This window comes from Microbacterium sp. zg.Y909, from assembly GCF_024626565.1.
Window position 1 is genome coordinate 1 of record NZ_JANJFJ010000015.1, and the last position, 25,639, is coordinate 25,639.

Here is a 25,639-nt window from a genome sequence, read left to right on the forward strand (position 1 = left end):
CGCCGGCGTAATCGGTCTCGATGAGTTCGATCCCGAGTGCCTCGGCCCGGTGCCGCAGCAGCGCCTTGGTCTGCGGGAACGCGTCGGTGTCGACGAGGAACGCATTCGACGCGCCCTTCGAGGCCCGCCGGGCCACGAGCATGCCCTCCACGACGGCGGTGGCCTCATCGAGCATCGACGCGTTCGCCGTCGCGAGCCCCGTGAGGTCGGTCACCATCGTCTGGAAGTTGATGAGCGCTTCCAGCCGACCCTGCGAGATCTCCGGCTGGTACGGCGTGTACGCGGTGTACCAGGACGGGTTCTCGAAGACGTTCCGCTGGATCACCGCGGGGGTGTGCGTGTCGTAGTAGCCCAAGCCGATCATGGCCTTCGCCGGCCGGTTGGATGCCGCGAACTCCCGCAGCTCCGTAAGCGCGTCGTGCTCGGTGGCCGCCGGCGGGATGTCGCTCGTCGGGCGTGGCTGCACCTGGATCGACGCCGGCACGGCGCGCTCGAGCAGGGCGTCGACGCTGTCGTATCCCAGCACGTCAAGCATCTGGCGCGCGGCAGCGGCGTCGGTGCCGATGTGGCGGGCGGCGAAGGCGCCGGTCATGCGTCGCCGCCGGTGAGGGCGAGATAGCCGGCGCGGTCGAGCGTGTCGCCCAGCGACGCCCCGTCGATGCGCAGCTTGATCAGCCATCCGCTGCCGAACGCGTCGGTGTTGACCACCGAGGGGTCGGCCACGACGTCTTCGTTGACCTCCACGACCTCGCCCGAAGCCGGCGCGTAGAGCTCGCCGACCGACTTCGTGGACTCGATCTCCCCGCACACCTGCCCGGCTGTGACGGTGGAGCCGGGGCTCGGCAGCTCGACGAAGACGACGTCGCCCAGCTGCTGCGCGGCGTAGTCGGTGATGCCGATCGTCGCGACGTCGCCGTCGACGGCGATCCACTCGTGCTCGGCGGTGTAGTGGAGGGTGGTGAGGTCGGCCATGGTGTGCTCCCGGGTTTCGGTGGTCAGTGTGCGCGTCGGTAGAACGGCAGCGCGGCGACGGTCACGGGCAGGCGGGTGCCGCGCACGTCGATGGTCAGGGGGGTTCCCGGCACGGCGGCGGCCGGGGCGACGAAGGCCATCGCGATGGGATGGCCGAGGGTGGGGCTCAGGGCGCCGCTGGTGATCTCGCCGACGCGCTCGTCGCCGTCGAACACCTCGTAGCCGGCGCGCCCCGCGCGCCTGCCCTCGCCGACGAGGCCGACCAGCACGGGCGCGTCGCCGGCGTCCACCGTGTCGAGCCCGGTTCGGCCGACGAAGTCCTCCTTGTCGGCCGCGACGACCCGGCCGAGGCCGGCCTGGGCCGGCACGATGTCGAGGGAGAGCTCGTGGCCGTACAGCGGCATCCCCGCCTCCAGTCGCAGCGTGTCGCGCGCGGCGAGGCCGGCCGGTACCAGACCGTGGGGCTCACCGGCCGAGAGCAGGGCGTCCCACAGGTCGCCGGCGGCTTCCGCCGGCACGAGCAGCTCGAAGCCGTCCTCGCCGGTGTACCCGGTGCGCGCCACCAGCAGCGGCCACTGCCGGAACCGGCCCTGCGCGGCGGCGTAATAGGGCAGTTCCGACAGCGGCCGGTCGAGGTCGGCGATGTCGTCGAGCGCCTCGAGGATGCCGCGGGCGGCGGGGCCCTGCACGGCGATGAGGGCGAAGGCATCCGAGACGTCCTCGACGCTCACGTCGCGGCCCGTGTCTGCGCCGCGGTAGTCCGCCACGCGCGCGGTGAGCGCCCGGGCGACCGCCTCGCGGTTACCGGCGTTGGCGATGACGAGGTACCGCTGCTCACCCAGTCGATAGACGATCACGTCGTCGACGATCCCGCCCGATTCGGCGAGCACGAGGGAGTACTTCGCCTTGCCGACGGCCATGGCCGACACCCGGCCGGCGAGGGCGTAATCCAGGAATGCCGCCGCATCGGCGCCCTCGACGTCGAACTCCGCCATGTGCGAGATGTCGAACAGGCCTGCGGCCTCACGGACCGCGTGGTGCTCGGCGAGGTCCGACGAGTACCGCACCGGCATCATCCATCCGCCGAAATCGGTGAAGGCAGCGCCGAGCGCTTCGTGTCGGTCGCGAAGGGGCGTGTAGCGGGGTCCGGTCATGAGTTCTCCCGATCTCGTACGGGCAGACGCCGGGGACCGACGGCTGTGAACTCCCCCTCTGTCATGGGCCTGAGAGCTTCGCGCCGGCCCGCGGGCGGGAGGGGCGCTTTCACCGTCGGCGGATACGCGCGCGGCGCGGATCGCTTTTCAGAGTGGCCGAACCCGCACGGTACGCGTACCTGAGAGATTGGCGGGGAGGCTTGCTCCTTCGGTGCCCGGTGACCGGGGCTCTCCCGCGAGGGTGATGGCCGATGTTCGATTGTCGGCCGTAGCCGGCGACGGCCAGAAGGCGAGACGCGCGGCCAGCATAGCGCGCGGCCGACGCCGAGCAGAACATCCCCCACTCCGCGCCGGGCGCCGCCCGGCCGGCGCACCCCGGCCGCGGATCCGCTCAGGCGGGCGGCGGTGCCGTCGTCTCGCGGATCGTCAGCGAGGTGGCCAGCTCGACGTGCCGCGAGACGGGACGCCGGCCCTCGGCGATCGCGACGACCGTGTGGACGGCCATCCGCCCCATCTCGTCCAGGTGCTGATGCACCGTCGTGAGCGGGGGCGTCGTCCAGGATGCCTGCGGCGTGTCGTCGAAGCCGATGACGCTCAGATCGCGGGGGACGCTCACGCCGAGTTCTCGCGCCGCCGCCAGCACACCGACCGCGATCTCGTCGTCTGCCGCCATGATCGCCGTGGGCGGGAGGTCCATCCCGAGCATCGCGCGGGCATGTCGCGCTCCTGCTGCCGCATCGAACTGGTCCGCGACGACGTGCGCCGGGTCGATCTCCAGCCCCGCCGCGTCGAGCGCGGCCCGATAGCCGTACAGACGGTCGCGCGCTGCGGCGGACGCCTCCGGGCCGCCGATCCACGCGATCCGGCGGTGACCGAGGCCGATGAGGTAGTCCGCCGCGGTGCGGGCGCCGGCCCAGTTGCTCGAGGCGACACTCACGAGCCGCTTGTGGGTGGCATCGACGGGGTCGACCATGACGAACGGGAGACCCGCCTCGCTTGCGGCATCCAGCAGCGCGTCCGGGTGGGACAGCGTCAGCCCGACCACGCCGATCGCGCCGCTGGCGCGCTGCTCGGCGATCCAGTCGCGACCGACGGCACGCTGACCGCGCGCGGCACGATCGGGAGGCAGGCGGGTGAGCAGGTCGAGGCGGTTCTCGGTCGCCGCGACCAGCACGCCCTGCAGCACGTTCAGGATGTACGGGGAGGCGGGGATGTCGAAGGTCACCGCGATCGCCCGCCGCGACGAGGTCGCGGGGGCGGTCGTCGGCCGATAGCCCAGTTCGGCCACGGCCGCCAGCACGATCTCCCGCGTCTCCGCGGCGACGTCGTCGCGTCCGTTGAGAGCCTTGGAGACCGTGGCCTGGGACACCCCGGCCGCCGCCGCGACGTCCGAAAGGGTCGCCCTGCGCCGCCGTGCGGAATCCGTCATCGCCCACCTCTTCCGTCGAAACATTTTCAATCTACACGGCCCATGCTCGCCGTTACCAAACCGTGATAAACGTGCCGTCGACACGTCAGTGCCCTGGCTGTACCGTGATCTGCGCACCGAAAGGTGACGAAAGAGTTTCGATATCCAGAAGACCAAAGGAGTTCTGCATGGTTCTCGACGCGCCGGTGTCCACCGTACTGGCCGATGGCCACGTGGCGACCGACCTGACACTGCGCCACGTCTGGAACGAATGCGTGGGCGCGGGCCGGGCGAGCGAAGCACTGCGAGCCGACTGGCAGGCGCACTTCCGTGAAGCCGTCGACCTCCTCGGGGTTCGGCACGTGCGCTTCCATGGACTGTTCCACGACGACATGTTCGTGTATCGCACCGAGGACGGCGGAGGCTTCGGCCCGCCCCAGCCGCTGCCGGAACCCGTCTACACGTTCTCCTACGTCGACAAGGTCTTCGATGCGATCCTCGCCACCGGTGCGCGCCCCTTCGTCGAGCTGGGGTTCATGCCACGAGCGCTCGCCACGCAGACCGAGACGCTGTTCTGGTGGAAGGCGCACTGCAGCCCGCCGAACGACATGGGGCGCTGGGTGGAGCTGGTCACGAGCACTGTGCGCCATTGGATCGACCGTTACGGCATCCACGAGGTGCGCCGCTGGCCGTTCGAGGTGTGGAACGAGCCCAACCTCGTCCCCCACTTCTGGACCGGCAGCCGCACGGAGTACTTCGAGCTGTACGAGGCCACGGTGAAGGCGATCAAGGAGATCGACCCCCGGCTGCGGGTGGGCGGCCCGTCGACGAGCGTGTTCGTGCCCGATGCCCGCTACGCCGGCGAGTACCACGACCCCTCGCTCGAGGTCGCAACCGCCGAGGCGGACAGCCCCGACTCCCTCGATTGGCAGCCGGTGTGGATCCTCGAGTTCCTGACGTACTGCGCCGAGCGCGACGTCCCCCTCGACTTCCTCTCCACTCACCTGTACCCCACCGACTACGCCGCGGATTCCACCGGTCGCGGCAAGGCCATCACGCGCCAGAGGGACGCCACCCACGTGGACCTGCAGCTCATGCGCCGGCTCATGGCAGACAGCCCTTACCCCGATGCCGAGCTGCACATCACCGAGTGGTCGACGTCCCCCTCCAGTCGCGACGCGATGCACGACACGCTCTTCGCGGCTGCCTACATCGTGCGGGCATTCCTCAAGGGCGCCTCGATGGCGGAGTCGATCTCGTACTGGACGTTCACGGACGTCTTCGAGGAGGGCGGCGGCGGCATCGGCCCCTTCCACGGCGGATTCGGACTGATCAACGAGCAGGGGCTGCACAAGCCGACGTTCCACGCGATGGCGATGCTCAACCGCCTGGGCGACCGCGTGGTAGCCGAGACGCCCCACGGCATCATCACCCGGTCCTCGCTGACCGGCGCGGTGTCGGCGGTCTTCTACAACTACCCCGATGACATGGGGACGACCGGCCTGGAGGCGCGTCGCACCTACGCCGACACGCGCGAGCTCGCCCGCATGGGCCCGGCCCGCCGCATTCGGCACACGCTCGAGGGCCTGCCCCCGCGGGCGCGGTTCACGCTCGAGATCGTCGACTGGGAGTCGGGCAACGTCGCCGAGGCCTGGTACGCCATGGGAGCGCCGCTGAACCTCAGCCCCGCCCAGACCGAGCAGCTCCGCGACGTCGCCGACCGGCTGCGGCGCAGCATCGTCACCGCCTCCGAAGACGGCACTCTCCGGATCGACCTCGAGCTGCCCCCGTGGGCCGTGGCCTCCCTCGCCGCTGCCCCCGACCTGCCCTGACCATCCACACGAAAGGACTCGATGATGAGATTCACCCGCAAGACCGGAGCGTTCGTCGCGCTCATCGCCACCACTGCGCTCGTGACCTCCGGATGCAGCGCGGGCGGCGGCGAGGACGGCGGCGACTCGCCCGACGCGCTGACGATCGCGACCTGGGTCGACATCCCGGAGACCCTTCTCGAGCAGTTCACCGAGGAGACCGGCATCGCCGTCGAGATCAACTCCTTCGCCGACGGCGCCTCTGCCCAGACCGTGCTGCGCAACGGACTCGGGTCCAACGGTGCGGGACTGTCCGACGTGCACCTGGTCGAGCTCGACTGGTGGACCGAGATGATGGCCGTTCCCGAGGACTGGGTGACGCTGCCGGCCGTCGAGGACCGGTGGGTCGACTGGAAGGTCTCCCAGGGCTCGGTGGGCGACGAGATCAAGGGCTACGGCATGGACATCGGTCCGTTGGCGATCGCCTACGACTCCACCCTGATGCAGGCTGCGGGCCTGCCCGCAGACCCTGCCGGGTTCACGGAGTTCATCGGCGGCGAGGATGCCACGTGGGAATCGTTCCTCGACGCCGGCCGGCAGTTCACCGGGGTCTCTGACGCCGCCTGGATCGACTCGACCAGCACCGCCTTCCAGGCTGCGATCAACCAGCTGCCGAGCGCCTTCGAGGACCCCGACAGCGGCGACGCGATGCCGCTGGCCGACAACACCGACATCGAGGACCTGTTCACCCTGTTCGGCCAGGCCGCCGAAGACGGCGTCTCGGCCGGGGTCGGCATCGGGCATGCCGACTGGGACGCCGGGTTCCAGGCGCGCCGGTGGGCCACGGTCATCACCCCCGCGTGGGCGACGGGCATCATCGCGGAGAACGCAGCCGGCCTGGAGGGCTGGCAGATCGCGGAGATCTTCCCCGACGGCGGCGGCAACTGGGGCGGCTCGTTCTTCGCGGTGCCGGCCACCGGTGACAACACCGATGCGGCCACGGAGCTCGCCGACTTCCTCACCTCACCCGAGGCGGCCGTGGAGATGTTCCTGCTGAACGGCCAGTTCCCCTCGCAGCTGGACGCCATGGCGGACCCGACGGTCTCCGAGACACCGAACGAGTTCTTCGGAGACCAGGCCACCGGCGGCATCTACGCCGCTCTGGCCGAGTCGGCAGGCGACAAGGCGGCCGGCGGATACCGCGGCGTGAACTTCGCCGGCATCCAGACGCTGGTGATGGACGGCATCCGTCGCATCGAGACCGGCAACGAGGACACCTCGGCCGCGTGGAAGTCGACGGTGGCGGAGTTCGACGCCCTCGGCCTGACCGAGTGATCACCCCTCATCGCTGCCCTGGCCCGGCATCCTCACGCCGGGCCAGGGCGGCATTTCGGAATTCGACGATGAATGAAAGAGGCCGAGACATGACACCCCTCACCCCGGCGCCGCGCCGCGTCGGATTCTCCCGCAAGCTGTCGAGGTGGGACATCAAGGTCTCGCCCTACCTCTACATCTCGCCGTTCTTCCTCAGCTTCGCGGTCTTCGGCTTCTTCCCCATCATCTTCAACATCTGGGTCGCCCTGCACGAGTGGGACCGGCGCCTCGGCCAGGGCGAGTTCGTCGGGCTCGACAACTTCGCCTGGGTCCTCAACCAGCCGGCGTTCTGGACCTCGCTGCAGAACACGTTCTCGATCTTCGTGCTGGCGCTCGTGCCGCAGCTGATCCTGTCGCTGCTGATCGCGGCGATTCTCGATCAGAACCTGCGCACCAAGACCTTCTGGCGCATGAGCATCCTCATCCCGTTCGTGGTGATGCCCGTGGCCTCGGCGATGATCTTCTCGCAGGTCTTCGGGCAGTTCGGGCTCGTCACGCCGCTGCTGCACGACCTCGGGTGGTTCACCGACGTGGATTCCCCCTTCTTCCACAACCGGTTCCTCTCCCATGTTGCGATCGCGACGATGATCGTCTTCCGCTGGACCGGGTACAACGCGCTGATCTTCCTCGCCGCGATGCAGGCCGTGCCGCGGGATCTCTATGAGGCGGCCACAATCGACGGCGCCGGCCGGGCGCGACAGTTCTTCTCGGTGACGATCCCGAGCATCCGCCCCACGATGATCTTCGTCATCCTGACGATGACCATCGGCGGTCTGCAGGTCTTCGACGAGGCGCGCGTCTTCGACGGCAGCGGGAGCGGCGGCACGGGCCAGGGCGGCTCCGATGACCAGTGGCTGACCACCGTCCTGTACCTGTTCAACCTCGGCTTCGGCGACTGGCAGGACCGCATGGGCCAGGCCGCCGCCGTCGCGTGGCTCTTCGCGCTCGTGATCATCGTCTTCACCCTGCTGAACTTCTTCCTCACCCGCGCGATCGCCGACAGCGGCTCCAGGCCGACGCGGGCCTCCCGCGCGGCAGCGAAGAAGCTCGTCGCGCAGGTGCGTGCCGAGGCCAACGCCCCCACCACCCACGCCGAACGCCCCACCGTCACGGAAGGATCCGAGCGATGAGCACCGCGCTGATCGAGAACATCTCCGGCCCGGGGGCCAAGAAGTATGCAGAGCGGCGCGCGGCGAAGGGAAAGCCGGTCAACCTCAGCAGGCCAAGCGACGACTCGGGTGGCCGCCGGCCCGGCTGGGTCACCTACGGGCTCCTGTCGGTGGTCGTCGTGGCGTCGATCTTCCCGCTCTACTACGCCGCGATCCTGGGCTCGTCGACGCGGCTGGAGATCGCGCAGTCGGCGCTGCCGCGTCTCGTGCCAGGCCCGAACCTCCTGGCCAACATCGGCGCGATCATCTCGAATCACCAGATCGACTTCTGGACGTCGTTCGCCAACTCGCTCATCGTCGCCGTGCTCGTGTCGGCCGCGACCGTCTTCTTCTCGACCCTCGCCGGGTTCGCCTTCGCCAAGCTGGGATTCCGCGCCCGCAACGCCCTCTATGTCTTCGTGATCGCAACGCTGGCGATCCCGATGCAGCTGGGCACCGTCCCCATGTTCATCATGATGAACGAGTTCGGGTGGATCGACTCGCTCACCGCTCTGATCGTGCCGAGTCTCGTGACGGCGTTCGGGGTGTTCTGGATGACGCAGTACCTCAAGGAGGCGCTGCCCTACGAGCTCATCGAGGCGGCGCGCGTCGACGGCGCGACGGTCTTCCGCACGTTCTGGTCGATCGCCCTCCCGGCAGCACGGCCGGCGGCAGCCACACTGGCGCTGTTCACCTTCGTCGGCTCATGGAACGACTTCTTCTGGCCGTCGGTGGTCCTGCGCAGCCAGAAGACGCTCCCGCTCGTGATCCCGCAGCTGAGCGGTGCGTTCACGGCCGATCACGCCCTCATCATGTCGGGCGTCTTCCTCATCGCGCTGCCTCTGCTCGTCGCGTTCGTGTTCCTCGGCAGGCAGCTCGTAGCCGGTGTCATGGCCGGTGCCGTCAAGGGTTGAGGATCGCCTGCGTGGCGATGAGCGGCGTCACTGCGCGCAGGAACCCGTCGACACCGGCTGCGTGAGCGACGGCGCCTGATCCACGACCGGGGCGAATTCGGCCGGCGTCATGGCGTATCCGATGTCCTCCCCCGACTCCGCGCGGGCGAACACCACGCCGGCCACCTCTCCCCCGGGCGTCAGCAGCGGTCCCCCCGAGTTGCCGGGGCGCACCGAGGCGGACAGGGCGTAGATCTCGCGCGGTGACGACGAGGTCTCGTAGATGTCGGGGACCTCCACCGCACCGACCGACAGCACGCGGGCACCGCCCATCGAGAAGGGGCCGCCGAAGGGGTAGCCCTGCACGATCGCCTCGTCGCCGGTGGCGAGTGTGGCGGCGATGGTGAGCGGCGCGACCTCGATGTCGGCGACGGCGATGACGGCAAGGTCGTCCGCCGCGTCGAAGTACACCACCCGCCCCTGCCGGACCGTCCCGTCCGGCAGCTCCACCACCGGGTCGGTGACCCCTGCGACGACATGGGCATTGGTCACGATGCGATCGTCCGCGGCGACGAAGCCCGTCCCCGTCGAGCTGGTGCCGCACGCGTACGCCACCCCCGAGATGCGGGCCACCGCCTGCGCCGCCGCCTGCAGGCGCGGATCGTCCAGCGCGAGCTCGGGCGCGGGCGCTGCGGGATCGAGCACGACGCTCGGGCCGAACAGGTCGCCGAGGCGGGGCAGCCCTTCCTCCAGGAAGGCGCCGCGCACCTGTGCGAGGGCGGCGTCGACCGGCGGCGGGGTCAGCGTGTCGATCGTGCGCACGAGACGCGAGGACGACACCATCGTGGACAGCAGCGGATTACCCGAGACCACCACGGTCTGGGCGACGAGCGAGACGGCGAGCGCCGCGACCACGACGCTCAGGGCGCCGCCGAGCACGCGCTCGAGCCATCCGAGTCGTATGCGGTCGACTCCCCGGCGTCCGATCGAGCCGAGGGCCGACCCCAGTCCCGCGGCGAGTCCCACGAAAGCGAGAGTGCCGACGATGACCGCCACGCTGCGCCATCCCGGCGAGGGAAGCACGTCGCTGAGCGCCGGAAGGATCATCGGCACCACCCAGTAGGCCACGAGCGCTCCCACCGCGAGGCCCACCAGGGCGCCGACCCCGGCGAGCAGCCCGCTGCGGATTCCCATCACGAGTGCGACCACGAGCACCGCGATCACCACGATGTCGACGATCATGCGTGCCCTCCCCCGAAACCGTCAGCGTAGGGGACTCGCCTGTGATGACGCCCGTCCGGGGGCGGTTGCGGTTCAGGTCATCTCGACACTAAGATCGCCAGCACACAGTTAGGGTCATGATGACACGAACGCCCGGCATCCGCGTCGCCGTCTCGACGGTGATCTTCAGCCTGCGCCGCACTGCCGGCGACGAGCGGGCCGCCGTCGTGCTGCCGCTGGTCAAACGCACCCGCGACCCGTACGAAGGGCGCTGGGCGCTCCCCGGCGGGTGGCTCGACGTCGCCGAGAACCTCGACGCCGCGGCGGCGCGCACCCTCGCCGAGACGACAGGGCTCGCCCCCAGCTACCTCGAGCAGCTCTACGCGTTCGGCGACGTGGACCGCTCGCCCAGCCGGGTCATCTCCATCGTCTACTGGGCCCTGGTGCGCCCCGACGAGGCGGATGCCGCCGAAGCACAGCACAACGTCGCGTGGTTCGACGCGGCATCCCTCCCTCCCCTCGCCTTCGACCATGCCCAGATCGTCGACTACGCCCTGTGGCGCCTGCGCAACAAGGTCGGCTACAGCCGCATCGCGCACGGCCTGCTGCCGGCGGAGTTCACCCTGGCCGAACTGCGGGAGGTCTACGAGGCGATCCTCGGGCGCCGGCTGGACCCGGCGAATTTCCGCCGTCAGGTCGACACGTCGGGCACCCTCATCCCCACCGACGACTTCCGCACCGGCAGCCACCGCCCCGCGAGGCTGTACCGCTACAACCACGACGTCGAACTGGCCGATCGCGGCCCCCTCCCCCGCTGAAGGACACCGTCATGACCCCCACCCCACTGACTCTGCAGCCGCGCCCCGCGTCGGGCCGGCCCATCGCCTCCCCGAGCGTCGACGTCGAGATCCAGGCCATCGTCTCGGGTGTCGCCCCCGGCGCCACCTGCAACACCGACCTCGCCGCCGGACCCTGGGAGTTCGACACCCGGCCCGGCTACGGACCCGGCGCGTCGATGGGCGACGTCATCCCCACCGGCGCACCGCGGCAGGGCGAGCTTCCCGCCGAGTACCGGGACGCCACCGACGAGCAGCTGGACCTGCGCATCCGCGCCGCCAAGCTCGCCCTCGGCGACCGCGTCGTGGTGCTCGGCCACTTCTACCAGCGCGACGAGGTCGTGCGCCACGCCGACTACGTGGGCGACTCGTTCCAGCTCGCCGGGGCCGCCAAGGCGCACCCCCAGGCCGAGGCGATCGTGTTCTGCGGCGTGCACTTCATGGCCGAGACCGCCGACCTGCTCTCACAGCCCGACCAGGCAGTGATCCTGCCCAACCTCGCCGCCGGGTGCTCGATGGCCGACATGGCCGACATCGACCAGGTCGAGGAGTGCTGGGAGCAGCTCGAGGACGTCTTCGGGGACATGTCCGCGGCCGGCGCCGACGGACGCGTGCCGGTGATCCCGGTGACATACATGAACTCCTCCGCCGCGATCAAGGGATTCGTCGGCCGCCACGGCGGCATCGTCTGCACCTCGTCCAACGCCCGCACCGTGCTGGAATGGGCCTTCGAGCGGGGACGGCGGGTGCTGTTCTTCCCCGATCAGCACCTCGGCCGCAACACCGCCAAGGCCATGGGCGTGCCGCTCGAGCAGATGCCGATGTGGAATCCGACGAAGCCCTGGGGCGGGACGGATGCCGCAACCCTGCAGGACAGCCGGGTGATCCTGTGGCACGGCTTCTGCTCGGTGCACCGCAGGTTCACCGTCGAGCAGATCGACAAGGCCCGCGCCGAGCACCCCGGCGTGCGCGTGATCGTGCACCCGGAGTGCCCCATGCCCGTCGTGGATGCCGCAGACGAGGCCGGGTCCACCGACTACATCCGCAAGGCGATCCAGGCCGCGCCCGGTCCCACCACCTTCGCCGTCGGCACCGAGATCAACCTCGTCAGGCGCCTGGCGGCGGAGCACCCGCAGCACGAGATCTTCTGCCTCGACCCCGTGGTCTGCCCGTGCTCGACCATGTACCGCATCCACCCGGGCTACCTCGCCTGGGTGCTCGAGTCCCTCGTCGCCGGCACCGTCGTCAACCGCATCACGGTGCCGCAGGACGTCGCCGACCCCGCCCGGGTGGCGCTGGAGCGCATGCTCGCCGCGAAGCCACCCGCGTCCGCACAGGCACGGCCGTGACCGCCGTCGTCGTGGTGGGCTCCGGCATCGCCGGCCTCGCCGCGGCGCTGCACGCCCGGGCTGCGGGCTGCACGGTGACCCTCGTGACGAAGGACGTGCTCGGGCACACCAACACCCGGTTCGCCCAGGGCGGCATCGCCGGCGTGCTGTTCCCCGACGACAGCGTCGACGCGCACATCCGTGACACCCTCGCCGCCGGGGCCGGGCTCTCGGACCCCGCCGCGGTGCGGGTGCTGGCCACCGAGGGCGCCCTGCGCATCGGGGAGCTCGTGGAGCTCGGGGTCGCCTTCGACCGCGACGCCGACGGCGCCTTCCGCAAGGGTCGCGAGGCCGCGCATTCCTACCCGCGCATCGTGCACGCCGGCGGCGATGCCACCGGGCGGGCCATCGAGCACGCGCTCGTGCATGCCGTGCGCGCCGCCGGCGTGCGGGTCATGGAGCACGCGTTCCTCCTCGGCGTCGTGCAGACCCCGCGTCGCGTCACCGGAATCGATGTGGCGCGCACAGCACCGGCGCCGGCAGCCGGTGCCGCAGGCGGGGCGGGGCGCGCCGTCCCCGCCCCGGTGCGCCTGCACGCCGATGCGGTCGTGCTAGCCACCGGCGGTGCCGGCCGACTGTACGCGCACACGACGAACCCTCCGGTGGCCACCGGCGACGGCATCGCCGCAGCTCTCCGCCTCGGCGCGGCGGTCAGCGACCTCGAGTTCGTCCAGTTCCACCCCACCGTCCTCCCCGGCGATGAGCCGTTCCTCGTGTCCGAGGCTGTCCGCGGCGAAGGCGCGGTGCTGATCGACGACGACGGCCGCCGGTTCGCCTTCGACGCGCACCCCGACGGCGAGCTCGCGCCGCGGGACGTCGTCGCCCGGGCCATCGCCCAGCAGGTGACGGCGCAGAACGGCCGACCCGTGCGTCTGGATGCCACCGGCATCCGCCCCACCCCGGGAGCGACCGCCGCGTTCCTCGCCGAGCGCTTCCCCACGATCGACGCTGCCGTCCGCGCCCGCGGCTGGGACTGGGCGCGCGAGCCGATCCCGGTGACCCCGGCGGCGCACTACCTGATGGGCGGCATCGACACCGATCTGTACGGCCGCACCAGCGTGCCCGGGCTCTACGCCGTGGGTGAGGTCGCCCGCACCGGCGTGCACGGGGCCAACCGGCTGGCGTCGAACTCGCTGCTGGAGGGAGCCGTCTTCGGCGCCCGCGCCGGCGACGTGATCGCCGGCGACGCCCGCCTCCCCTGGCCCGCCTCGGCTCCCACCGCCGCCGCCGCGACGACCATCGCCACGGCCTCGCCCGCAGCCGCCGCGCTCCCTGCGTTCACCCGCGGGGCGCTGCAGCGGCTGATGTGGCAAGCGGCGGGCCTCGAGCGCGACGAGCCCGGGCTCGCCCACGCGGCATCCGTCCTCGCGGGCTGGCGCGCCGACGCGCGCGAGCCCCGCACCGCCGCTGAGCACGAGGACGCGAACCTGCTGCTCGTGGCCGAGCACCTCGTCGCCGCCGCCCATGCCCGCACCGCATCGGTCGGGGCTCACCACCGGCGGGACGCCGTTCCCGCCCTCGTCACTCAAGGAGCCGTGTGATGCTCACCCGCACCGTCATCGACCGCACCGTCCGCGCAGCCCTCGACGAGGACGCACCCTGGGGCGACCTCACGAGCGAGAGCCTCATCGTCGAGACCGCGACGGCCCGCGCCGCGCTGGTCGCCCGCGAAGAGGGCCTGTTCTCGGGGGGCGATGTCTTCGAGGCCGCCTTCCGCCTCACCGACCCCCGCTGCGACGTGTCACTGCGGGTCGAGGACGGCGAGCTGTTCGCGGCGGGTGACACGCTGGCCGTCGTCACCGGTCCGGCACGGGCCGTGCTCACCGCCGAGCGGGTGGGGCTCAACTTCGTGCAGCGCATGAGCGGCATCGCCACCCTCACCGCGCTCTACGTCGCCGAAGTCGCCCACACCGGCGCCCGCATCGCCGACACCCGCAAGACGACGCCCGGACTGCGCGCCTTCGAGCGCCACGCCGTGCGCAACGGCGGCGGCCACAACCACCGCTTCTCGCTGTCGGATGCCGTCATGGTCAAGGACAACCACCTCGCCGTGCTGCGGCAGAAGGGCGTGTCCGTGACCGCGGCCCTGCAGGGCGCGATTGCCCAGCTGCCGCACACGACGCACGTCGAGGTCGAGGTCGACAGCATCGACCAGATCGAAGCGGTGCTCGCCGCCGACGTCGGCACGGTCATGCTCGACAACTTCACGCTCGACATGCTGCGCGCAGGCGTCGAGATCATCGCGGGCAGGGCGACGGTGGAGGCATCCGGCGGGGTCACCCTCGACTCCGTCCGGGCCATCGCCGAGACGGGGGTCGACGTCATCTCGGTGGGCGCGCTCACCCATTCGGCGCGGGCCCTGGATCTCGGCCTCGACATCGCCCTCGAGGCCTGACGTGTCGCTGCTCTACCTCGATCACGCCGCGACGACGCCCGTGCGCCCCGCGGTGCTCGAGGCGATGGAGCCCTTTCTCACGCACGGATTCGGCAACCCGTCGAGCCACCACACCGTCGGCGAGGCGGCCGCCGGCGCACTCGCCGATGCGCGCTCCCGCGTCGCGCGGGTGCTGGGCATGCGCCCGGCCGACGTCGTCTTCACCGCCGGCGGCACAGAGGCCAACAACCTGGCGGTCAAGGGCATCGCCCTGGGCGCCCGCAACGTCGACCCCCAGAGACGCCAGGTGATCACGACCGCCATCGAGCATGAGTCGGTCCTGGCGTCGCGCGACTACCTGGAACGCCTGCACGGTGCGGAGGTCATCCTCCTCCCCGTCGACGCAACCGGCCTCATCGACCCCGATCGGCTCGCCGAGGTCATCGGTCCCCGCACGGCCGTCGTGTCGATCGGCTATGCCAACAACGAGGTCGGCACGGTGCAGGATGCCGCAGCGCTCGCGGCCGTCTGCGCCGCGCACCGCGTACCGCTTCACCTCGACGCCGTGCAGGCCGCGGGGTGGCTTCCCCTCGCCGGCACCGGCGCCGATGCCCTGTCGATCGCGGGGCACAAGGTCGGCGCCCCGCAGGGCACGGGCGTCCTCGCCGTGCGCGGCCGCGTCCCGCTCGAGCCGCTCGTGCACGGCGGCGGTCAGGAGCGCGGCCGCCGCAGCGGCACCGAGAACGTCGCCGGGGCCATGGGGCTCGCTGTCGCGCTGGAGATGGCCGAGGCGGAACGCGCGGATGCCGCAGCACGGGTCGCCGCGGTGCGCGACGCCTTCATCGAGGCGGTGCTGTCGACCGTCCCCGGCGCCCAGCTCACCGGCCACCGCGTCCGCCGTCTTCCGGGCAGCGCGAGCTTCACCTTCGCCGGGGCGAGCGGCGAAGCGGTGCTGCTGCAGCTCGAGCGCCGCGGCATCGTGACTTCCAGCGGGTCAGCCTGCGCCGCCGGCAGCGACGAGCCGTCGCACGTGCTCCTGGCCCTCGGCATCGCGCCCGAGGTCGCGCAGACGGCGGTGCGCTTCACCTTCGGGCACGGCCCCGTCCCCGACCCGGCGGCACTGTCCGCGGCCGTCGCCTCATCGGTCGCGGCGGTACGATCAGGCACGTGAGAGCCGCGATCACCGTCATCGTGCCCGGGTTCGACGTCGCCGATTACGCCGAGGAGGCGTTGCAGTCCCTCCGCGGGCAGACCCTGACGAACTGGGTGGCGATCCTCGTCGACGACGCCTCCACCGATGCCACCGGCGAGATCTTCGCCGCCGCTGCAGCCACCGACCCGCGCTTCCGCCTCGTGCGCCACGAGAAGCGCCGGGGCCTCAGCACCGCCCGCAACACCGGCGTCGCCCTCGTGGAGACCCCCTACCTCGGCTTCCTCGACGCTGACGACGTGCTCACCCCGACGGCCCTGGAGAGGCTCGTCGGCGTGCTCGACGAGACCGGAAGCGACTTCGCTGTGGGCGCCTACGTGCGCCTGCGTCCGGATGCCACGGGAGAGTACGCCGCCGGGCTCGTGCAGCCGTGGGTCGCGGCTGCCACCGACCCGGCGCGCCGCGGCACGACGATCGAGGCGCACCCCGAGTCGTCGGGCAACATCGTGGCCTGGTCCAAGGTCAGCCGCACCGACTTCTGGCGACGCGCCGGGCTGCGCTTTCCCGACGGGCGCCTGTACGAGGACCAGATCGTCGCGCAGCAGATGTACAGCCGCGCGCGCCGGTTCGACACGGTGCCCGACGTCGTGGTGCACTGGCGCGAGCGCGCGGACGGCTCGTCGATCACCCAGGGCAAGAGCGCATTGCCGGTGCTGCGGGACTACCTCTCCGCCATGACCGAAGGCCTCGAGGTGCTCGCCGCCGGCGGACACGATGCCGCGGTGCGCGCCCGCGTGCAGCTCATCCTCTCGATGGACCTCCCCCCGCTCGTGGAGATCGCCCGCATCCACCCCGACGATGCCTATCGGCGCGCGCTCGGCGCCTTCGTCCGCGAGGTCTGGGCGCGCGGCGGCGCGCACGCCCCGCTGGACGACCGCACGGCACGGCTGGCCGCCGCAGCACTGCTGTTCTGAGCCGCGGGCCGCGGGCGCGGGCTACTCCACGCGCCGCGCGATGGACTCTTCGGTCTCGAGCACCCGGGAGGCGGCGACCTGCTCGGCGGCGAGCTTGGCGTACAGCCCGCCGGCGGCCAGCAGCTCCCGGTGGGTGCCCGACTCCACGATGCGCCCAGCCTCGACGACGTGGATCACGTCCGCGCCGATCACCGTCGAGAGGCGATGGGCCACCGACAGGGTCGTGCGGCCGCGGGCGGCGGCATCCAGGGCGTCCTGCACCACGCGCTCCGAGACGGTGTCCAGCGCCGAGGTCGCTTCGTCCAGCAGCAGCACGGGCGGATCCTTCAGCAGCACGCGGGCGATGGCGATGCGCTGTTTCTCACCGCCGGAGAGCCGGTAGCCGCGCTCACCGACGACCGTGTCGTAGCCGGCGGGGAAGCCGCTGATGATGTGGTCGATGTTCGCCGCGGCGCACGCGGCAGCGAGCTCCTCGTCAGTGGCGTCGGGCTTGGCGTAGCGAAGGTTCTCCCGGATCGTGGCATGGAAGAGGTAGGTCTCCTGCGACACGATCCCGACCTGGTCGATCAGCGACTCGTGGCGGAGCCTGCGCACATCGGTGCCCGCGAAGAGCACGGTGCCGTCCGAGGCCTCGTAGAGCCGCGGCGCGAGATACAGCACGGTGGTCTTTCCTGCCCCCGAGGGGCCGACGAAGGCGACGTGCTGCCCGGGTTCCGCGACGAACGAGACGCCGTTCAGCGTGGGTCGGGTGTCGCCCGTGGCATCCGGATAGCGGAAGACGACGTCGCGGAACTCCACCCGTCCCAGCGGCCCCGGCCCCTGCGCGACGTCGGCGGCGTCGGGGGCGTCGCCGATCGCCGGCGTGAGGTCGAGGTATTCGAAGATGCGCGCGAAGAGCGCCGAGGAGGTCTGCAGATCGAGCGCCACGCGCATGAGGCCGGTGAGCGGCTGCAGCAGCCGCGCCTGCACCGTGGTGAAGGCGACGATGGTGCCGGCGGTGATGTCGGGACTTCCTCCGACGATGAGGTAGCCCGCGACGAGGTAGATCACGGCGGGCACGCTCGCCATGAGCACCTGCACGACGGCGAAGAAGCCCTGGCCGCTCATCGCCCGGCGCACCTGCAGCACGACCTGATTGCCGTTCTCGGCGCGGTAGCGGGCAGACTCGGTGCGCTGCCGGTTGAACGACTTCGACAGCAGGATGCCCGAGACGCTCAGAGTCTCCTGCGTGATCGCCGTCAGCTCCGACAGCGACTCCTGCGTCTCCCCCGCGATGCGCGCACGCACCTGACCGACCTTGCGCTGCACGAGCACCAGCGCAGGCATGAGCACGACGGCGACGATCGTCAGGCGCCAGTCGATGATGATCATCGCCACGAGCGAGGCGACGACCGTCACCGCGTTGCCGAGGATGCTCGTGACGGTGTTGGTGAGGACCCCCGAGACGCCGCCGACGTCGTTCTGCAGGCGCGACTGGATGACACCGGTCTTGGTGCGGGTGAAGAAGGCGAGCTCCATGGCCTGCAGGTGGTCGAACAATCGCACCCGCAGGTCGCCGGTCACGCGGTTGCCTACCGTCGCGGTCAGCCACGTCTGCAGGACGTTGACCCCGGCCGACGCCAGGAAGAGCCCGATCATGACGGCGACCAGACGCAGGAGCAGCGAGAGGTCCGGCCCCGAGCCGTCGGTCGGGAACAGCGCGTCGTCGAACACCCGCTGCACCAGAAGCGGCGGGACGACGGCCAGCGCCGAGCCCAGGATCACCAGCAGGCCGGTGACCGCGATGCGTGCGCGGTAGGGCCGGAACAGCTCCACCACCCGCCGGCCGAGGCCGGGGATGCGGGGGGCCTGGGCGTTGATGCGCCGCTGTGCGGACTCGTCGACGCCGCGGAATCCGCCGCGCGGCCCGCCGCCGCCCATGCCCATGGTCATCCGTTCAGCCTACGTCGGCCCGCGGGTAGGGTGTCGGCATGAACCACACTCCCGACGACGCCGACCGGGCGCAGCTGGACGAGCTGCGCGAAGAGATCGATGCGCTGAAGAAGATCCCCGAAGAGGAACTGGTCAGCCCGTCCCCGGCGAAGGGACACGAGGGCGAACTCGAGCCGGAGCCCACCGACGCCCCCGGGACCGAGGACTGGGGCGACGACCGCTAAAGAGCGCGGGTCAGCTGCCGCAGCACGAGCTGCCGCCGCAGCACGAGGAGCTCTCCTCGGCGAGGGGCAGCAGGTTCTTCTCCTCAGCGACGGGTGCGAGGGGCTGGGTCAGGGGCGCGTTCGGGGTGGTGGCCATGCGCTCCACACTAGCCCCGCTGTAGGTCACCCGCGCCGCATGCGCAAGCCCGCGGCACCCGCCGCCGGTCGTCCTTACCGTGGAATGCGCGCCGGGGGCAGTCCCGGCGCACCGACGAAAGGACGACGACATGACCGAGGACATCACCGGCAAGCGCGTGGCGTTCCTGCTGACCGACGGCTTCGAAGACAGCGAGCTGACCTCCCCGTGGCAGGCGGTGACCCAGGCCGGCGCCGCAGCGACGCTGGTCTCCCCCGCAGACGGGTCCGTGACCGGCAAGAACGGCCATGAGCAGACGGTCGACCTCTCGGTGTCAGAGGCACAGGCTGCGGACTTCGACGCCCTCGTCCTTCCGGGCGGAGTCGTCAACGCCGACGACCTGCGCATGGACGAAGCGGCGGTGGCCTTCGCCCGCGACTTCTTCGCCCAGCACAAGCCGGTCGGCGTGATCTGCCACGGCGCGTGGATCCTCGCCGACGCCGACGTGCTCGGCGGACGCACGATCACCAGCTACCCGAGCCTGAAGACCGATCTGCGCAACGCCGGCGCGTCGTGGGTCGACAAGGAAGTGGTCGTGGATGCCGGGCTGGTCTCCAGCCGCACCCCCGACGACCTGCCCGCCTTCAACGCCAAGGTGGTCGAAGAGATCGCCGAGGGCGAGCACTCCGGACAGACGGCCTGAGCGACCCGAGGAAAGCGGCGATCCTCCGCGGGGGTCGCCGCTTTTCTTGCGGCCCTTGCTGTGGTCTGACCATAGCGCTATGATTTTTGGCCGAGGGACGGCGACCGTCCGTCCGAAGGAAGTGATTGTCATGACGACGATGACGAACGCGGCCGAGAACGCCGGCCGCGGCATCGTTCCGGACGGCCTCATGCGTGCGGCCGTCGTCACCGCTCCCGACCAGCCACTGAGCGTCACCGAGGTGCCGATCCCCACCCCCGGCCCCGGCCAGGCTCTGGTCCGCGTCATCACCAGCGGCGTCTGCCACACCGACCTGCACGCCGCCCGCGGTGACTGGCCCGTGCCCCCGAAGTCCGATCTCATCCCCGGCCACGAGGGCTACGGCGAGGTCGTCGCGCTGGGCGAAGGCGTCACCACGCTCGCCGTCGGCGACAAGGTGGGCAACGCGTGGCTCTGGAGCGCCTGCGGCGTGTGCGAGTTCTGCCGCAAGGGCTGGGAGACCCTGTGCCCCGAACAGCAGAACGGCGGCTACTCCATCGACGGCAGCTTCGGCGAGTACATGCTCGTCGACGAGCGCTTCGCCGCCCGCATCCCCGACGGCGTCGACCCCGATGAGGTCGCCCCGATCCTGTGCGCCGGTGTCACGGTCTACAAGGGCCTGAAGATGACCGAGGTCAAGCCCGGCGAGTGGGTCGTCATCTCCGGCATCGGTGGCCTCGGCCACATCGCCGTGCAGTACGCCCGCGCGATGGGCATGCGCGTCGCCGCCGTCGACATCGACGACGACAAGCTCTTCCTCGCCCGCCGCCACGGCGCCGAGATCACGGTCAACGCGGCCAAGACTGACCCGATCGCCGAGATCCAGGAGCGCACCGGCGGCGCCCACGGCGTGCTCGTCACCGCCGTGCACCCGCAGGCGTTCGGGCAGGCCACCGGCATGAGCCGTCGCGGCGGCACGGTCGTGTTCGTGGGCCTCCCCCCGGGGCAGTTCCCCGCGGACATCTTCGACACGGTGCTGCGGGCGATCACGATCCGCGGCTCGATCGTCGGAACCCGCCAGGACATGGTCGAGGCGCTGGACTTCTTCGCCCGCGGCGAGATCCACCCGACCATCACCGTCGAGAAGCTCGACGACATCAACGACATCTTCCACCGCATGGAAGAGGGCAAGATCGAAGGCCGCATCGTGATGCGGTACGCCCAGGACTGAGTATTCGTCCCTAGCCCACAGCAGAATGCCCCGGACCCGGTCCGGGGCATTCTGCGTCCACGTGTGCCTCAGACCTGCAGGGCGACCTCGGCGTCCGCCACCGCTTCGGCGCCCTCGGCCGCGCGCAGTGCCCGGTCGAGGTCGGCCACGAGGTCATCGACGTGCTCGAGCCCGATCGACACGCGCAGCACCGCCGCCGACGGACGGGCCTCGGCCGCAACGGGCCGGTGCGTGAGCGCTGCCGGATGCTGGATGAGCGAGTCGACGCCGCCGAGCGACACCGCGTGGGTGAAGAGCTCGACACCTTCGGCGACGGCGGCGGCGGCCGGGTAGCCGCCGCGCATCTCGAAGGCCACCATGGCACCACCACCGCGCAGCTGACGCCCCATGAGTCCGCGCGGGTCGTCCTCGAGCCCCGGGTAGTGCACTCGCCCGACGGCGGGGTGCGTCTGGAGCCACGCGGCGATGCGGGCGGCGCTCTCCTGCTGGGCACGCACGCGCAGCGGCAACGTTGCGAGACCCCGGTGCAGCAGGTACGCACCGAGGGGATGCAGGAGCGCGCCCGTGATCGCCCGCACCCGCCGCAGCGCCTGCGCGGTGTGCTCGGAGCAGGCGATGACCCCGGCCATCGTGTCCCCGTGCCCGCCCAGGTACTTCGTGCCGCTGTGCAGGCTCATCGCGGCCCCCAGTGCGAGCGGCTGCTGCAGCACCGGAGTGGCGAAGGTGTTGTCGACCAGCACCGGCACGCCGGCGGCGGCCTCGACCACAGCGGCGATGTCGACGAGGTCGAGCGTGGGGTTGGCCGGGGTCTCCACGATGACGAGCCCGGTGTCGGCGTGCAGGGAACCGGCCACGTCGGCCTCGTTGCAGAAGGTGACCTCGGTGCCCAGCAGGCCGCCCGCCAGCAGGTGATCGGTGCCTCCGTAGAGCGGCCGCACCGCGACGACATGCGGGCGACCCACCGCCTGGGTGTGCGCGAGGATCGCCGCCGTCACGGCAGCCATGCCGGTCGAGAAGGCGACCGCAGCCTCGGCCCCCTCGAGTTCGGCGAGCGCGTCCTCGAAGCGCGCGACGGTGGGGTTCCACAGCCGGGCATAGACGAAGCTGTCGTCCGCCGTGGGTCGGCCACCGGTGGCGAGGGTCTCGTACGAGTCGCCGCCGCGCTCCACATCGGGCAGCGGATTGGTGGTCGACAGGTCCAGCGGGAGGGCATGCACCCCCAGCGCGCCCAGGTCGGCGCGTCCGGCGTGGACGGCGGCGGTGTCGGGATGCCGGTGAGGGAGGTCCATGCCCATATGATGCGGGAAACACCGCACATGCGCGGCATCACCGCAGAATGTGCCGTGACGAGCCCGAGATCCCGTGTTTCGTGCCTCGGCACCCGTCAGGAAGGACGCACCGTTGGTGAGATCCCAACCCGACGTCGACGAGATCGACGACATCGACCGGGCGATCCTCGCCGAACTCAGCACGCGGGCGGACGTCACCAACAAGGCGCTCGCCCATCGCCTGCACCTGGCGGAGTCCACCTGCGCCCACCGCGTGCGCATGCTGCGGCAGCGCGGGCTCATCGTCGACACCCGTGCCAGGGTCGACACCGCCGCGCTGGGCTTTCCCCTGCGAGCCATCGTCAACGTGCGCCTGGGCAGTCACACCAAGAGCGGCGTCACCGAGCTCTTCCAAGCGCTCACGGACATCCCCGGCGTCATCGAGGTGTTCCACGTCGCCGGCGAGGACGACTTCGTGCTGCACGTGGCCGCCGCCGACGCGCATGCGCTCCGGGACCTCGTGCTCGAGCACATCACGGTGCACCCGAGCGTGCGCTCCACAGAGACGCACCTGGTGTTCGATCGGCGCGACGGAGTGGGCGTGCTGCCGCGGGACTGATCCTGCCGGTCAGGAGCGAACGAGACGCGCGATGGCGGCCGTCGCCTCGGCGACCTTCGCGTCGGCTTCGTCACCGCCCAGGCGCGCGGCATCGACGACGCAGTGCTTCAGGTGGTCTTCGAGCAGGCCCACGGCGACGGAATTGAGGGCGCTGGTCAGCGCGCTGATCTGCGTCAGGATGTCGATGCAGTACTTCTCGTCGTCGATCATCTTGTGCACGCCCCGGGCCTGGCCCTCGATGCGCTTGAGCCGCTTGAGGTACCTCTCCTTGTCGGTGATGTATCCGTGCACGTGGGTGTCGTGGGCGTCGTGTTCGACGGTGGTCATGACGGGTTCCTCACTTCGGATCGGCGGGTGCGGGCGAGAGCGGGCGAAAGCTGCGCAGCCGCAGGCTGTTCCCCACCACGAAGACGCTCGACAGCGCCATCGCCGCGCCCGCGAGCATGGGATTGAGCAGGCCGAACGCGGCCAGCGGGATGGCGGCGACGTTGTACGCGAAGGCCCAGAACAGGTTCGACTTGATGATGCGCAGCGTGCGGCGCGACAGGCGCACGGCGTCGGCCGCCGCGACGAGGTCACCGCGGACGAGCGTGATGTCGGCCGCCTCCATCGCGGCATCCGTGCCCGTCCCCATGGCCATGCCGAGGTCGGCCTGCGCCAGCGCCGCGGCGTCGTTGACGCCGTCGCCCACCATTGCGACCACCTTGCCCTCGGCCTGCAGTCGCGCGACCGTTGCCACCTTGTCGGCCGGGAGCACGTCGCCGATGACCTCGTCGATGCCGACTTCGGCGGCGATGTGCCGCGCGACGGCGGTGTTGTCGCCGGTGAGCAGCACAGGGGTCAGCCCCAGCCGTCGCAGCTGCGCGACGGCGGCGGCGCTCGTGGGCTTCGGACGGTCGGCCACCACCACGACCCCCCGCACGCGCCCATCCCACGCGACGAACACCGCGGTCTGGCCCCGCGAGAAGGCCGCTGCGGCAGCGGCCTGGACGTCATCTCCCGGGCGAAGCGCCCACTCGTCGAGCAGCCCGCTGCGGCCTACGACCACGGCATGCCCGTCGACGACGCCCGCCACGCCCGCGCCGGCGGAGCTGCGGAAGTCCTCCACGGCGCCAAGACCGCCGACCCGCGCCGCGGCGGCGGCGATCGCCTGCGCGATCGGGTGCTCGCTGGCGTGCTCGACGGCGCCCGCCAGGCGCAGCACCTCGGCGGCATCCTCGCCCTCGGCTGCCACGACGTCGACGACGCTCATCTGACCGGTCGTGACGGTGCCGGTCTTGTCCAGCACGATCGTGTCGACGCGGCGGGTGGACTCGAGCACCTCGGGACCCTTGATGAGGATGCCGAGCTGAGCACCTCTGCCGGTGCCCACCAGCAGTGCCGTCGGCGTCGCGAGTCCCAGCGCGCAGGGGCAGGCGATGATCAGCACCGCCACGGCGGCGGTGAACGCCGAGCTCGCGGGGAACCCCGCGATGAGCCACCCCGCGAGCGCGGCGAGGGCGACGACGATGACGATGGGAACGAAGACGCCCGAGATGCGGTCGGCCAGTCGCTGCACGTCGGCCTTGCCGGACTGGGCCTGCTCGACCAGGCGGGCCATCTGCGCCAGCCGGGTGTCCCCGCCCACGCGAGTGGCGCGGACGATGAGGCGGCCCCCGGCGTTGACGGTCGCGCCGGTGACGGCGTCGCCCGCGCCGACTTCCACGGGCAGGGACTCCCCCGTGAGCATCGACTCGTCCACGGCCGACGATCCGGCGATGACCACGCCGTCGGTCGCGATCTTCTCCCCCGGCCGCACGACGAAGTCGTCACCGACCCGCAGGTCGCCGATGGCGATGCGGCCCTCGACGCCGTCGCGGAGCACGGTGACGTCCTTCGCCCCGAGCTCCAGCAGGGCGCGCAGCGCCGCCCCGGCCTGGCGCTTGGCCCGCTTCTCGACGTAGCGCCCTGCGAGCACGAACATGGTCACCCCGGCTGCCACTTCGAGGTAGATGTCACCCGAAGCATCGGCGGTGCCGATCGTGAACGAGAACGGATGAGTCATGCCCGGCATGCCGGCCGTGCCGAAGAACAGCGCGTACAGCGACCACGCCAGGGCGGCGGAGGTGCCCAGGCTGATCAGGGTGTCCATCGTCGCGGCGCCGTGGCGCAGGTTGATCCACGCGGCGCGGTGGAAGGGCCATGCCCCCCACACCACCACGGGGGCGGCGAGCACCAGCGACAGCCACTGCCAGTTGGGGAACTGCAGCGCCGGGATCATCGACATGAGGATCACCGGCACCGCGAGGGCGGTCGACACCAGCAGACGGTGACGCAGGTTGCCCAGCTCCGGATCCGTGTCGCCCGCGTAGCGTTCGGTCTCCTGTGGCGGCGCCGGCAGCGCCGCGGTGTAACCGGTGCGCTCCACCTCGGCGATCACCGTGGCCGCCGCGAGGCCTGCGGGACCGGTGACCAGGGCCTTCTCGGTGGCGTAGTTGACCGTGGCCGACACGCCGTCGAGACGGTTGAGCTTCTTCTCGATGCGGGCGGCGCACGACGCGCAGGTCATGCCGCCGATCTCGAGCTCGAAGCGGGTCTGGTCAGCGCCGAGGGTCGTCATCGCGTGTCGTCCTCCCTCAGACGCGGGAGGCGGCGTACCCGGCCTCGTCGACGGCGGCGATCACGTCGGCGTCCGAGACAGGAGCGCCCGCCGAGACCACGAGCCGACCGGTCTGCGCGCTCACCTGCACGTCGTCGACGCCCGAGATCTTCGCGACCTCGCCGCGCACTGCCGCCTCGCAGTGCCCGCACGTCATTCCCGTCACCTGGTACTCGCTCGTCGTCATGATCGCTCCTCGTCGTGTCCTGGATACCCCCTCGGGGTAT

The 25,639-nt window shown here is 71.1% G+C and carries 24 protein-coding genes, 1 pseudogene and 2 riboswitches; of the genes and pseudogenes, 14 read left to right on the forward strand and 11 right to left on the reverse strand.

Translation table 11 applies throughout. The features are described from left to right. From NQ160_RS02695 to NQ160_RS02710, 4 genes and pseudogenes are all read right to left on the reverse strand, one after another. Positions 1-592: pseudogene (locus NQ160_RS02695) on the reverse strand (glycine dehydrogenase (aminomethyl-transferring)); the annotation flags it as partial. Continuing rightward, the gene (gcvH, locus tag NQ160_RS02700; RefSeq protein ID WP_257513701.1) at positions 589-972 is read right to left on the reverse strand and encodes a glycine cleavage system protein GcvH; all 384 of its coding nucleotides are present in this window, start codon (positions 970-972) and stop codon (positions 589-591) included. The pseudogene NQ160_RS02695 and the gene gcvH, both read right to left, overlap by 4 nt. 23 nt (positions 973-995) lie before the next feature. Continuing rightward, positions 996-2,126 carry a glycine cleavage system aminomethyltransferase GcvT gene (gene gcvT, locus NQ160_RS02705; protein ID WP_257513702.1) on the reverse strand — a complete coding sequence of 377 codons (1,131 nt, stop codon included), beginning with the start codon at positions 2,124-2,126 and terminating at the stop codon, positions 996-998. Between the two features lie 48 nt (positions 2,127-2,174). Further along, a riboswitch (glycine riboswitch) is annotated at positions 2,175-2,283 on the reverse strand. After that, a riboswitch (glycine riboswitch) is annotated at positions 2,284-2,372 on the reverse strand. It abuts the riboswitch before it with no gap. Between the two features lie 145 nt (positions 2,373-2,517). Next, entirely contained in the window at positions 2,518-3,555 is a 1,038-nt protein-coding gene (locus tag NQ160_RS02710) for a LacI family DNA-binding transcriptional regulator (protein ID WP_257513703.1), read from the reverse strand. A gap of 167 nt (positions 3,556-3,722) precedes the next feature. Between NQ160_RS02710 and NQ160_RS02715 the strand changes: the two genes are divergently transcribed. The 4 genes from NQ160_RS02715 (at position 3,723) to NQ160_RS02730 (ending at position 8,781) form a co-directional block, all read left to right on the forward strand. Next, positions 3,723-5,366: a GH39 family glycosyl hydrolase gene (locus tag NQ160_RS02715; protein ID WP_257513704.1), complete on the forward strand. Its 1,644-nt coding sequence runs from the start codon at positions 3,723-3,725 to the stop codon at positions 5,364-5,366. Positions 5,367-5,390: 24 nt separating this feature from the next. Beyond that, entirely contained in the window at positions 5,391-6,680 is a 1,290-nt protein-coding gene (locus NQ160_RS02720; protein ID WP_257513705.1) for an ABC transporter substrate-binding protein, read from the forward strand. An 89-nt stretch (positions 6,681-6,769) separates the two neighbouring features. Beyond that, complete coding sequence (locus tag NQ160_RS02725; RefSeq protein WP_257513706.1) at positions 6,770-7,849, forward strand: carbohydrate ABC transporter permease; 1,080 nt, start codon at positions 6,770-6,772, stop codon at positions 7,847-7,849. Then, on the forward strand, positions 7,846-8,781 hold the full coding sequence (locus NQ160_RS02730) for a carbohydrate ABC transporter permease (RefSeq protein ID WP_257513707.1): 936 nt from the start codon (positions 7,846-7,848) through the stop codon (positions 8,779-8,781). The genes NQ160_RS02725 and NQ160_RS02730 overlap by 4 nt, the downstream gene beginning before the upstream one ends. Before the next feature lie 27 nt (positions 8,782-8,808). Here the strand turns inward: NQ160_RS02730 and NQ160_RS02735 are convergent, their stop codons facing one another. Further along, positions 8,809-10,002 (reverse strand): MarP family serine protease, encoded by a 1,194-nt coding sequence (locus NQ160_RS02735; RefSeq protein ID WP_257513708.1) that lies wholly within the window; start codon positions 10,000-10,002, stop codon positions 8,809-8,811. A 119-nt stretch (positions 10,003-10,121) separates the two neighbouring features. On the opposite strand from NQ160_RS02735, the gene NQ160_RS02740 reads away from it, so the two are divergent. The 6 genes from NQ160_RS02740 to NQ160_RS02765 are packed head-to-tail and all read left to right on the forward strand — an operon-like array spanning position 10,122 to position 16,703. Further along, the gene (locus NQ160_RS02740; RefSeq protein WP_257513728.1) at positions 10,122-10,799 is read left to right on the forward strand and encodes an NUDIX hydrolase; all 678 of its coding nucleotides are present in this window, start codon (positions 10,122-10,124) and stop codon (positions 10,797-10,799) included. 11 nt (positions 10,800-10,810) lie between these two features. Continuing rightward, positions 10,811-12,166 (forward strand): quinolinate synthase NadA, encoded by a 1,356-nt coding sequence (gene nadA / locus NQ160_RS02745; protein WP_257513709.1) that lies wholly within the window; start codon positions 10,811-10,813, stop codon positions 12,164-12,166. Next, on the forward strand, positions 12,163-13,746 hold the full coding sequence (gene nadB, locus NQ160_RS02750; protein ID WP_257513710.1) for an L-aspartate oxidase: 1,584 nt from the start codon (positions 12,163-12,165) through the stop codon (positions 13,744-13,746). The genes nadA and nadB overlap by 4 nt, the downstream gene beginning before the upstream one ends. After that, a complete protein-coding gene (nadC, locus tag NQ160_RS02755; RefSeq protein ID WP_257513711.1) occupies positions 13,746-14,600 on the forward strand; it encodes a carboxylating nicotinate-nucleotide diphosphorylase in 855 nt (284 codons plus the stop codon). The genes nadB and nadC overlap by 1 nt, the downstream gene beginning before the upstream one ends. A 7-nt stretch (positions 14,601-14,607) precedes the next feature. Further along, entirely contained in the window at positions 14,608-15,750 is a 1,143-nt protein-coding gene (locus tag NQ160_RS02760) for a cysteine desulfurase family protein (protein WP_257513729.1), read from the forward strand. After that, positions 15,747-16,703, forward strand: coding sequence for a glycosyltransferase family 2 protein (locus NQ160_RS02765; protein WP_257513712.1), 957 nt, complete (start codon positions 15,747-15,749; stop codon positions 16,701-16,703). The genes NQ160_RS02760 and NQ160_RS02765 overlap by 4 nt, the downstream gene beginning before the upstream one ends. Positions 16,704-16,724: 21 nt before the next feature. On the opposite strand, the gene NQ160_RS02770 is transcribed toward NQ160_RS02765, so the two are convergent. Beyond that, a complete protein-coding gene (locus tag NQ160_RS02770; RefSeq protein WP_257513713.1) occupies positions 16,725-18,635 on the reverse strand; it encodes an ABC transporter ATP-binding protein in 1,911 nt (636 codons plus the stop codon). A gap of 38 nt (positions 18,636-18,673) precedes the next feature. Here NQ160_RS02770 and NQ160_RS02775 point away from each other — a divergent pair, with 38 nt between their 5' ends. Then, entirely contained in the window at positions 18,674-18,859 is a 186-nt protein-coding gene (locus NQ160_RS02775; RefSeq protein ID WP_257513714.1) for a hypothetical protein, read from the forward strand. A gap of 10 nt (positions 18,860-18,869) precedes the next feature. Here NQ160_RS02775 and NQ160_RS02780 read toward each other — a convergent pair whose 3' ends face one another. Then, a complete protein-coding gene (locus tag NQ160_RS02780; protein ID WP_257513715.1) occupies positions 18,870-18,995 on the reverse strand; it encodes a hypothetical protein in 126 nt (41 codons plus the stop codon). A 130-nt stretch (positions 18,996-19,125) separates the two neighbouring features. Here NQ160_RS02780 and NQ160_RS02785 point away from each other — a divergent pair, with 130 nt between their 5' ends. Together NQ160_RS02785 and adhP are read left to right on the forward strand one after the other, a co-directional pair. Next, positions 19,126-19,677 carry a type 1 glutamine amidotransferase domain-containing protein gene (locus NQ160_RS02785; RefSeq protein WP_257513716.1) on the forward strand — a complete coding sequence of 184 codons (552 nt, stop codon included), beginning with the start codon at positions 19,126-19,128 and terminating at the stop codon, positions 19,675-19,677. Between the two features lie 190 nt (positions 19,678-19,867). Next, the gene (gene adhP / locus NQ160_RS02790) at positions 19,868-20,887 is read left to right on the forward strand and encodes an alcohol dehydrogenase AdhP (protein WP_257513730.1); all 1,020 of its coding nucleotides are present in this window, start codon (positions 19,868-19,870) and stop codon (positions 20,885-20,887) included. A 68-nt stretch (positions 20,888-20,955) separates the two neighbouring features. Here adhP and NQ160_RS02795 read toward each other — a convergent pair whose 3' ends face one another. After that, the gene (locus tag NQ160_RS02795) at positions 20,956-22,176 is read right to left on the reverse strand and encodes a trans-sulfuration enzyme family protein (RefSeq protein ID WP_257513717.1); all 1,221 of its coding nucleotides are present in this window, start codon (positions 22,174-22,176) and stop codon (positions 20,956-20,958) included. Positions 22,177-22,291: 115 nt separating this feature from the next. On the opposite strand from NQ160_RS02795, the gene NQ160_RS02800 reads away from it, so the two are divergent. After that, entirely contained in the window at positions 22,292-22,774 is a 483-nt protein-coding gene (locus NQ160_RS02800) for an Lrp/AsnC family transcriptional regulator (protein ID WP_257513718.1), read from the forward strand. 9 nt (positions 22,775-22,783) lie between these two features. On the opposite strand, the gene NQ160_RS02805 is transcribed toward NQ160_RS02800, so the two are convergent. From NQ160_RS02805 to NQ160_RS02815, 3 genes are read right to left on the reverse strand one after another with little or no spacing between them, the layout of a single operon-like run. Beyond that, on the reverse strand, positions 22,784-23,101 hold the full coding sequence (locus NQ160_RS02805; RefSeq protein WP_257513719.1) for a metal-sensitive transcriptional regulator: 318 nt from the start codon (positions 23,099-23,101) through the stop codon (positions 22,784-22,786). Between the two features lie 10 nt (positions 23,102-23,111). After that, the gene (locus NQ160_RS02810) at positions 23,112-25,373 is read right to left on the reverse strand and encodes a heavy metal translocating P-type ATPase (protein ID WP_257513720.1); all 2,262 of its coding nucleotides are present in this window, start codon (positions 25,371-25,373) and stop codon (positions 23,112-23,114) included. Between the two features lie 16 nt (positions 25,374-25,389). Then, the gene (locus NQ160_RS02815) at positions 25,390-25,599 is read right to left on the reverse strand and encodes a heavy-metal-associated domain-containing protein (RefSeq protein WP_257513721.1); all 210 of its coding nucleotides are present in this window, start codon (positions 25,597-25,599) and stop codon (positions 25,390-25,392) included. Between the last annotated feature and the right edge of the window lie 40 nt (positions 25,600-25,639).

Coding starts and splice junctions, on each gene's coding strand:
- gcvH (WP_257513701.1), bottom strand. CDS start 972: ATGGCCGACCTCACCACCCTCCACTACACCGCCGAGCACGAGTGGATC.
- gcvT (WP_257513702.1), bottom strand. CDS start 2,126: ATGACCGGACCCCGCTACACGCCCCTTCGCGACCGACACGAAGCGCTC.
- NQ160_RS02710 (WP_257513703.1), bottom strand. CDS start 3,555: ATGACGGATTCCGCACGGCGGCGCAGGGCGACCCTTTCGGACGTCGCG.
- NQ160_RS02715 (WP_257513704.1), top strand. CDS start 3,723: ATGGTTCTCGACGCGCCGGTGTCCACCGTACTGGCCGATGGCCACGTG.
- NQ160_RS02720 (WP_257513705.1), top strand. CDS start 5,391: ATGAGATTCACCCGCAAGACCGGAGCGTTCGTCGCGCTCATCGCCACC.
- NQ160_RS02725 (WP_257513706.1), top strand. CDS start 6,770: ATGACACCCCTCACCCCGGCGCCGCGCCGCGTCGGATTCTCCCGCAAG.
- NQ160_RS02730 (WP_257513707.1), top strand. CDS start 7,846: ATGAGCACCGCGCTGATCGAGAACATCTCCGGCCCGGGGGCCAAGAAG.
- NQ160_RS02735 (WP_257513708.1), bottom strand. CDS start 10,002: ATGATCGTCGACATCGTGGTGATCGCGGTGCTCGTGGTCGCACTCGTG.
- NQ160_RS02740 (WP_257513728.1), top strand. CDS start 10,122: ATGACACGAACGCCCGGCATCCGCGTCGCCGTCTCGACGGTGATCTTC.
- nadA (WP_257513709.1), top strand. CDS start 10,811: ATGACCCCCACCCCACTGACTCTGCAGCCGCGCCCCGCGTCGGGCCGG.
- nadC (WP_257513711.1), top strand. CDS start 13,746: ATGCTCACCCGCACCGTCATCGACCGCACCGTCCGCGCAGCCCTCGAC.
- NQ160_RS02770 (WP_257513713.1), bottom strand. CDS start 18,635: ATGACCATGGGCATGGGCGGCGGCGGGCCGCGCGGCGGATTCCGCGGC.
- NQ160_RS02775 (WP_257513714.1), top strand. CDS start 18,674: ATGAACCACACTCCCGACGACGCCGACCGGGCGCAGCTGGACGAGCTG.
- NQ160_RS02780 (WP_257513715.1), bottom strand. CDS start 18,995: ATGGCCACCACCCCGAACGCGCCCCTGACCCAGCCCCTCGCACCCGTC.
- NQ160_RS02785 (WP_257513716.1), top strand. CDS start 19,126: ATGACCGAGGACATCACCGGCAAGCGCGTGGCGTTCCTGCTGACCGAC.
- adhP (WP_257513730.1), top strand. CDS start 19,868: ATGCGTGCGGCCGTCGTCACCGCTCCCGACCAGCCACTGAGCGTCACC.
- NQ160_RS02795 (WP_257513717.1), bottom strand. CDS start 22,176: ATGGACCTCCCTCACCGGCATCCCGACACCGCCGCCGTCCACGCCGGA.
- NQ160_RS02805 (WP_257513719.1), bottom strand. CDS start 23,101: ATGACCACCGTCGAACACGACGCCCACGACACCCACGTGCACGGATAC.
- NQ160_RS02810 (WP_257513720.1), bottom strand. CDS start 25,373: ATGACGACCCTCGGCGCTGACCAGACCCGCTTCGAGCTCGAGATCGGC.
- NQ160_RS02815 (WP_257513721.1), bottom strand. CDS start 25,599: ATGACGACGAGCGAGTACCAGGTGACGGGAATGACGTGCGGGCACTGC.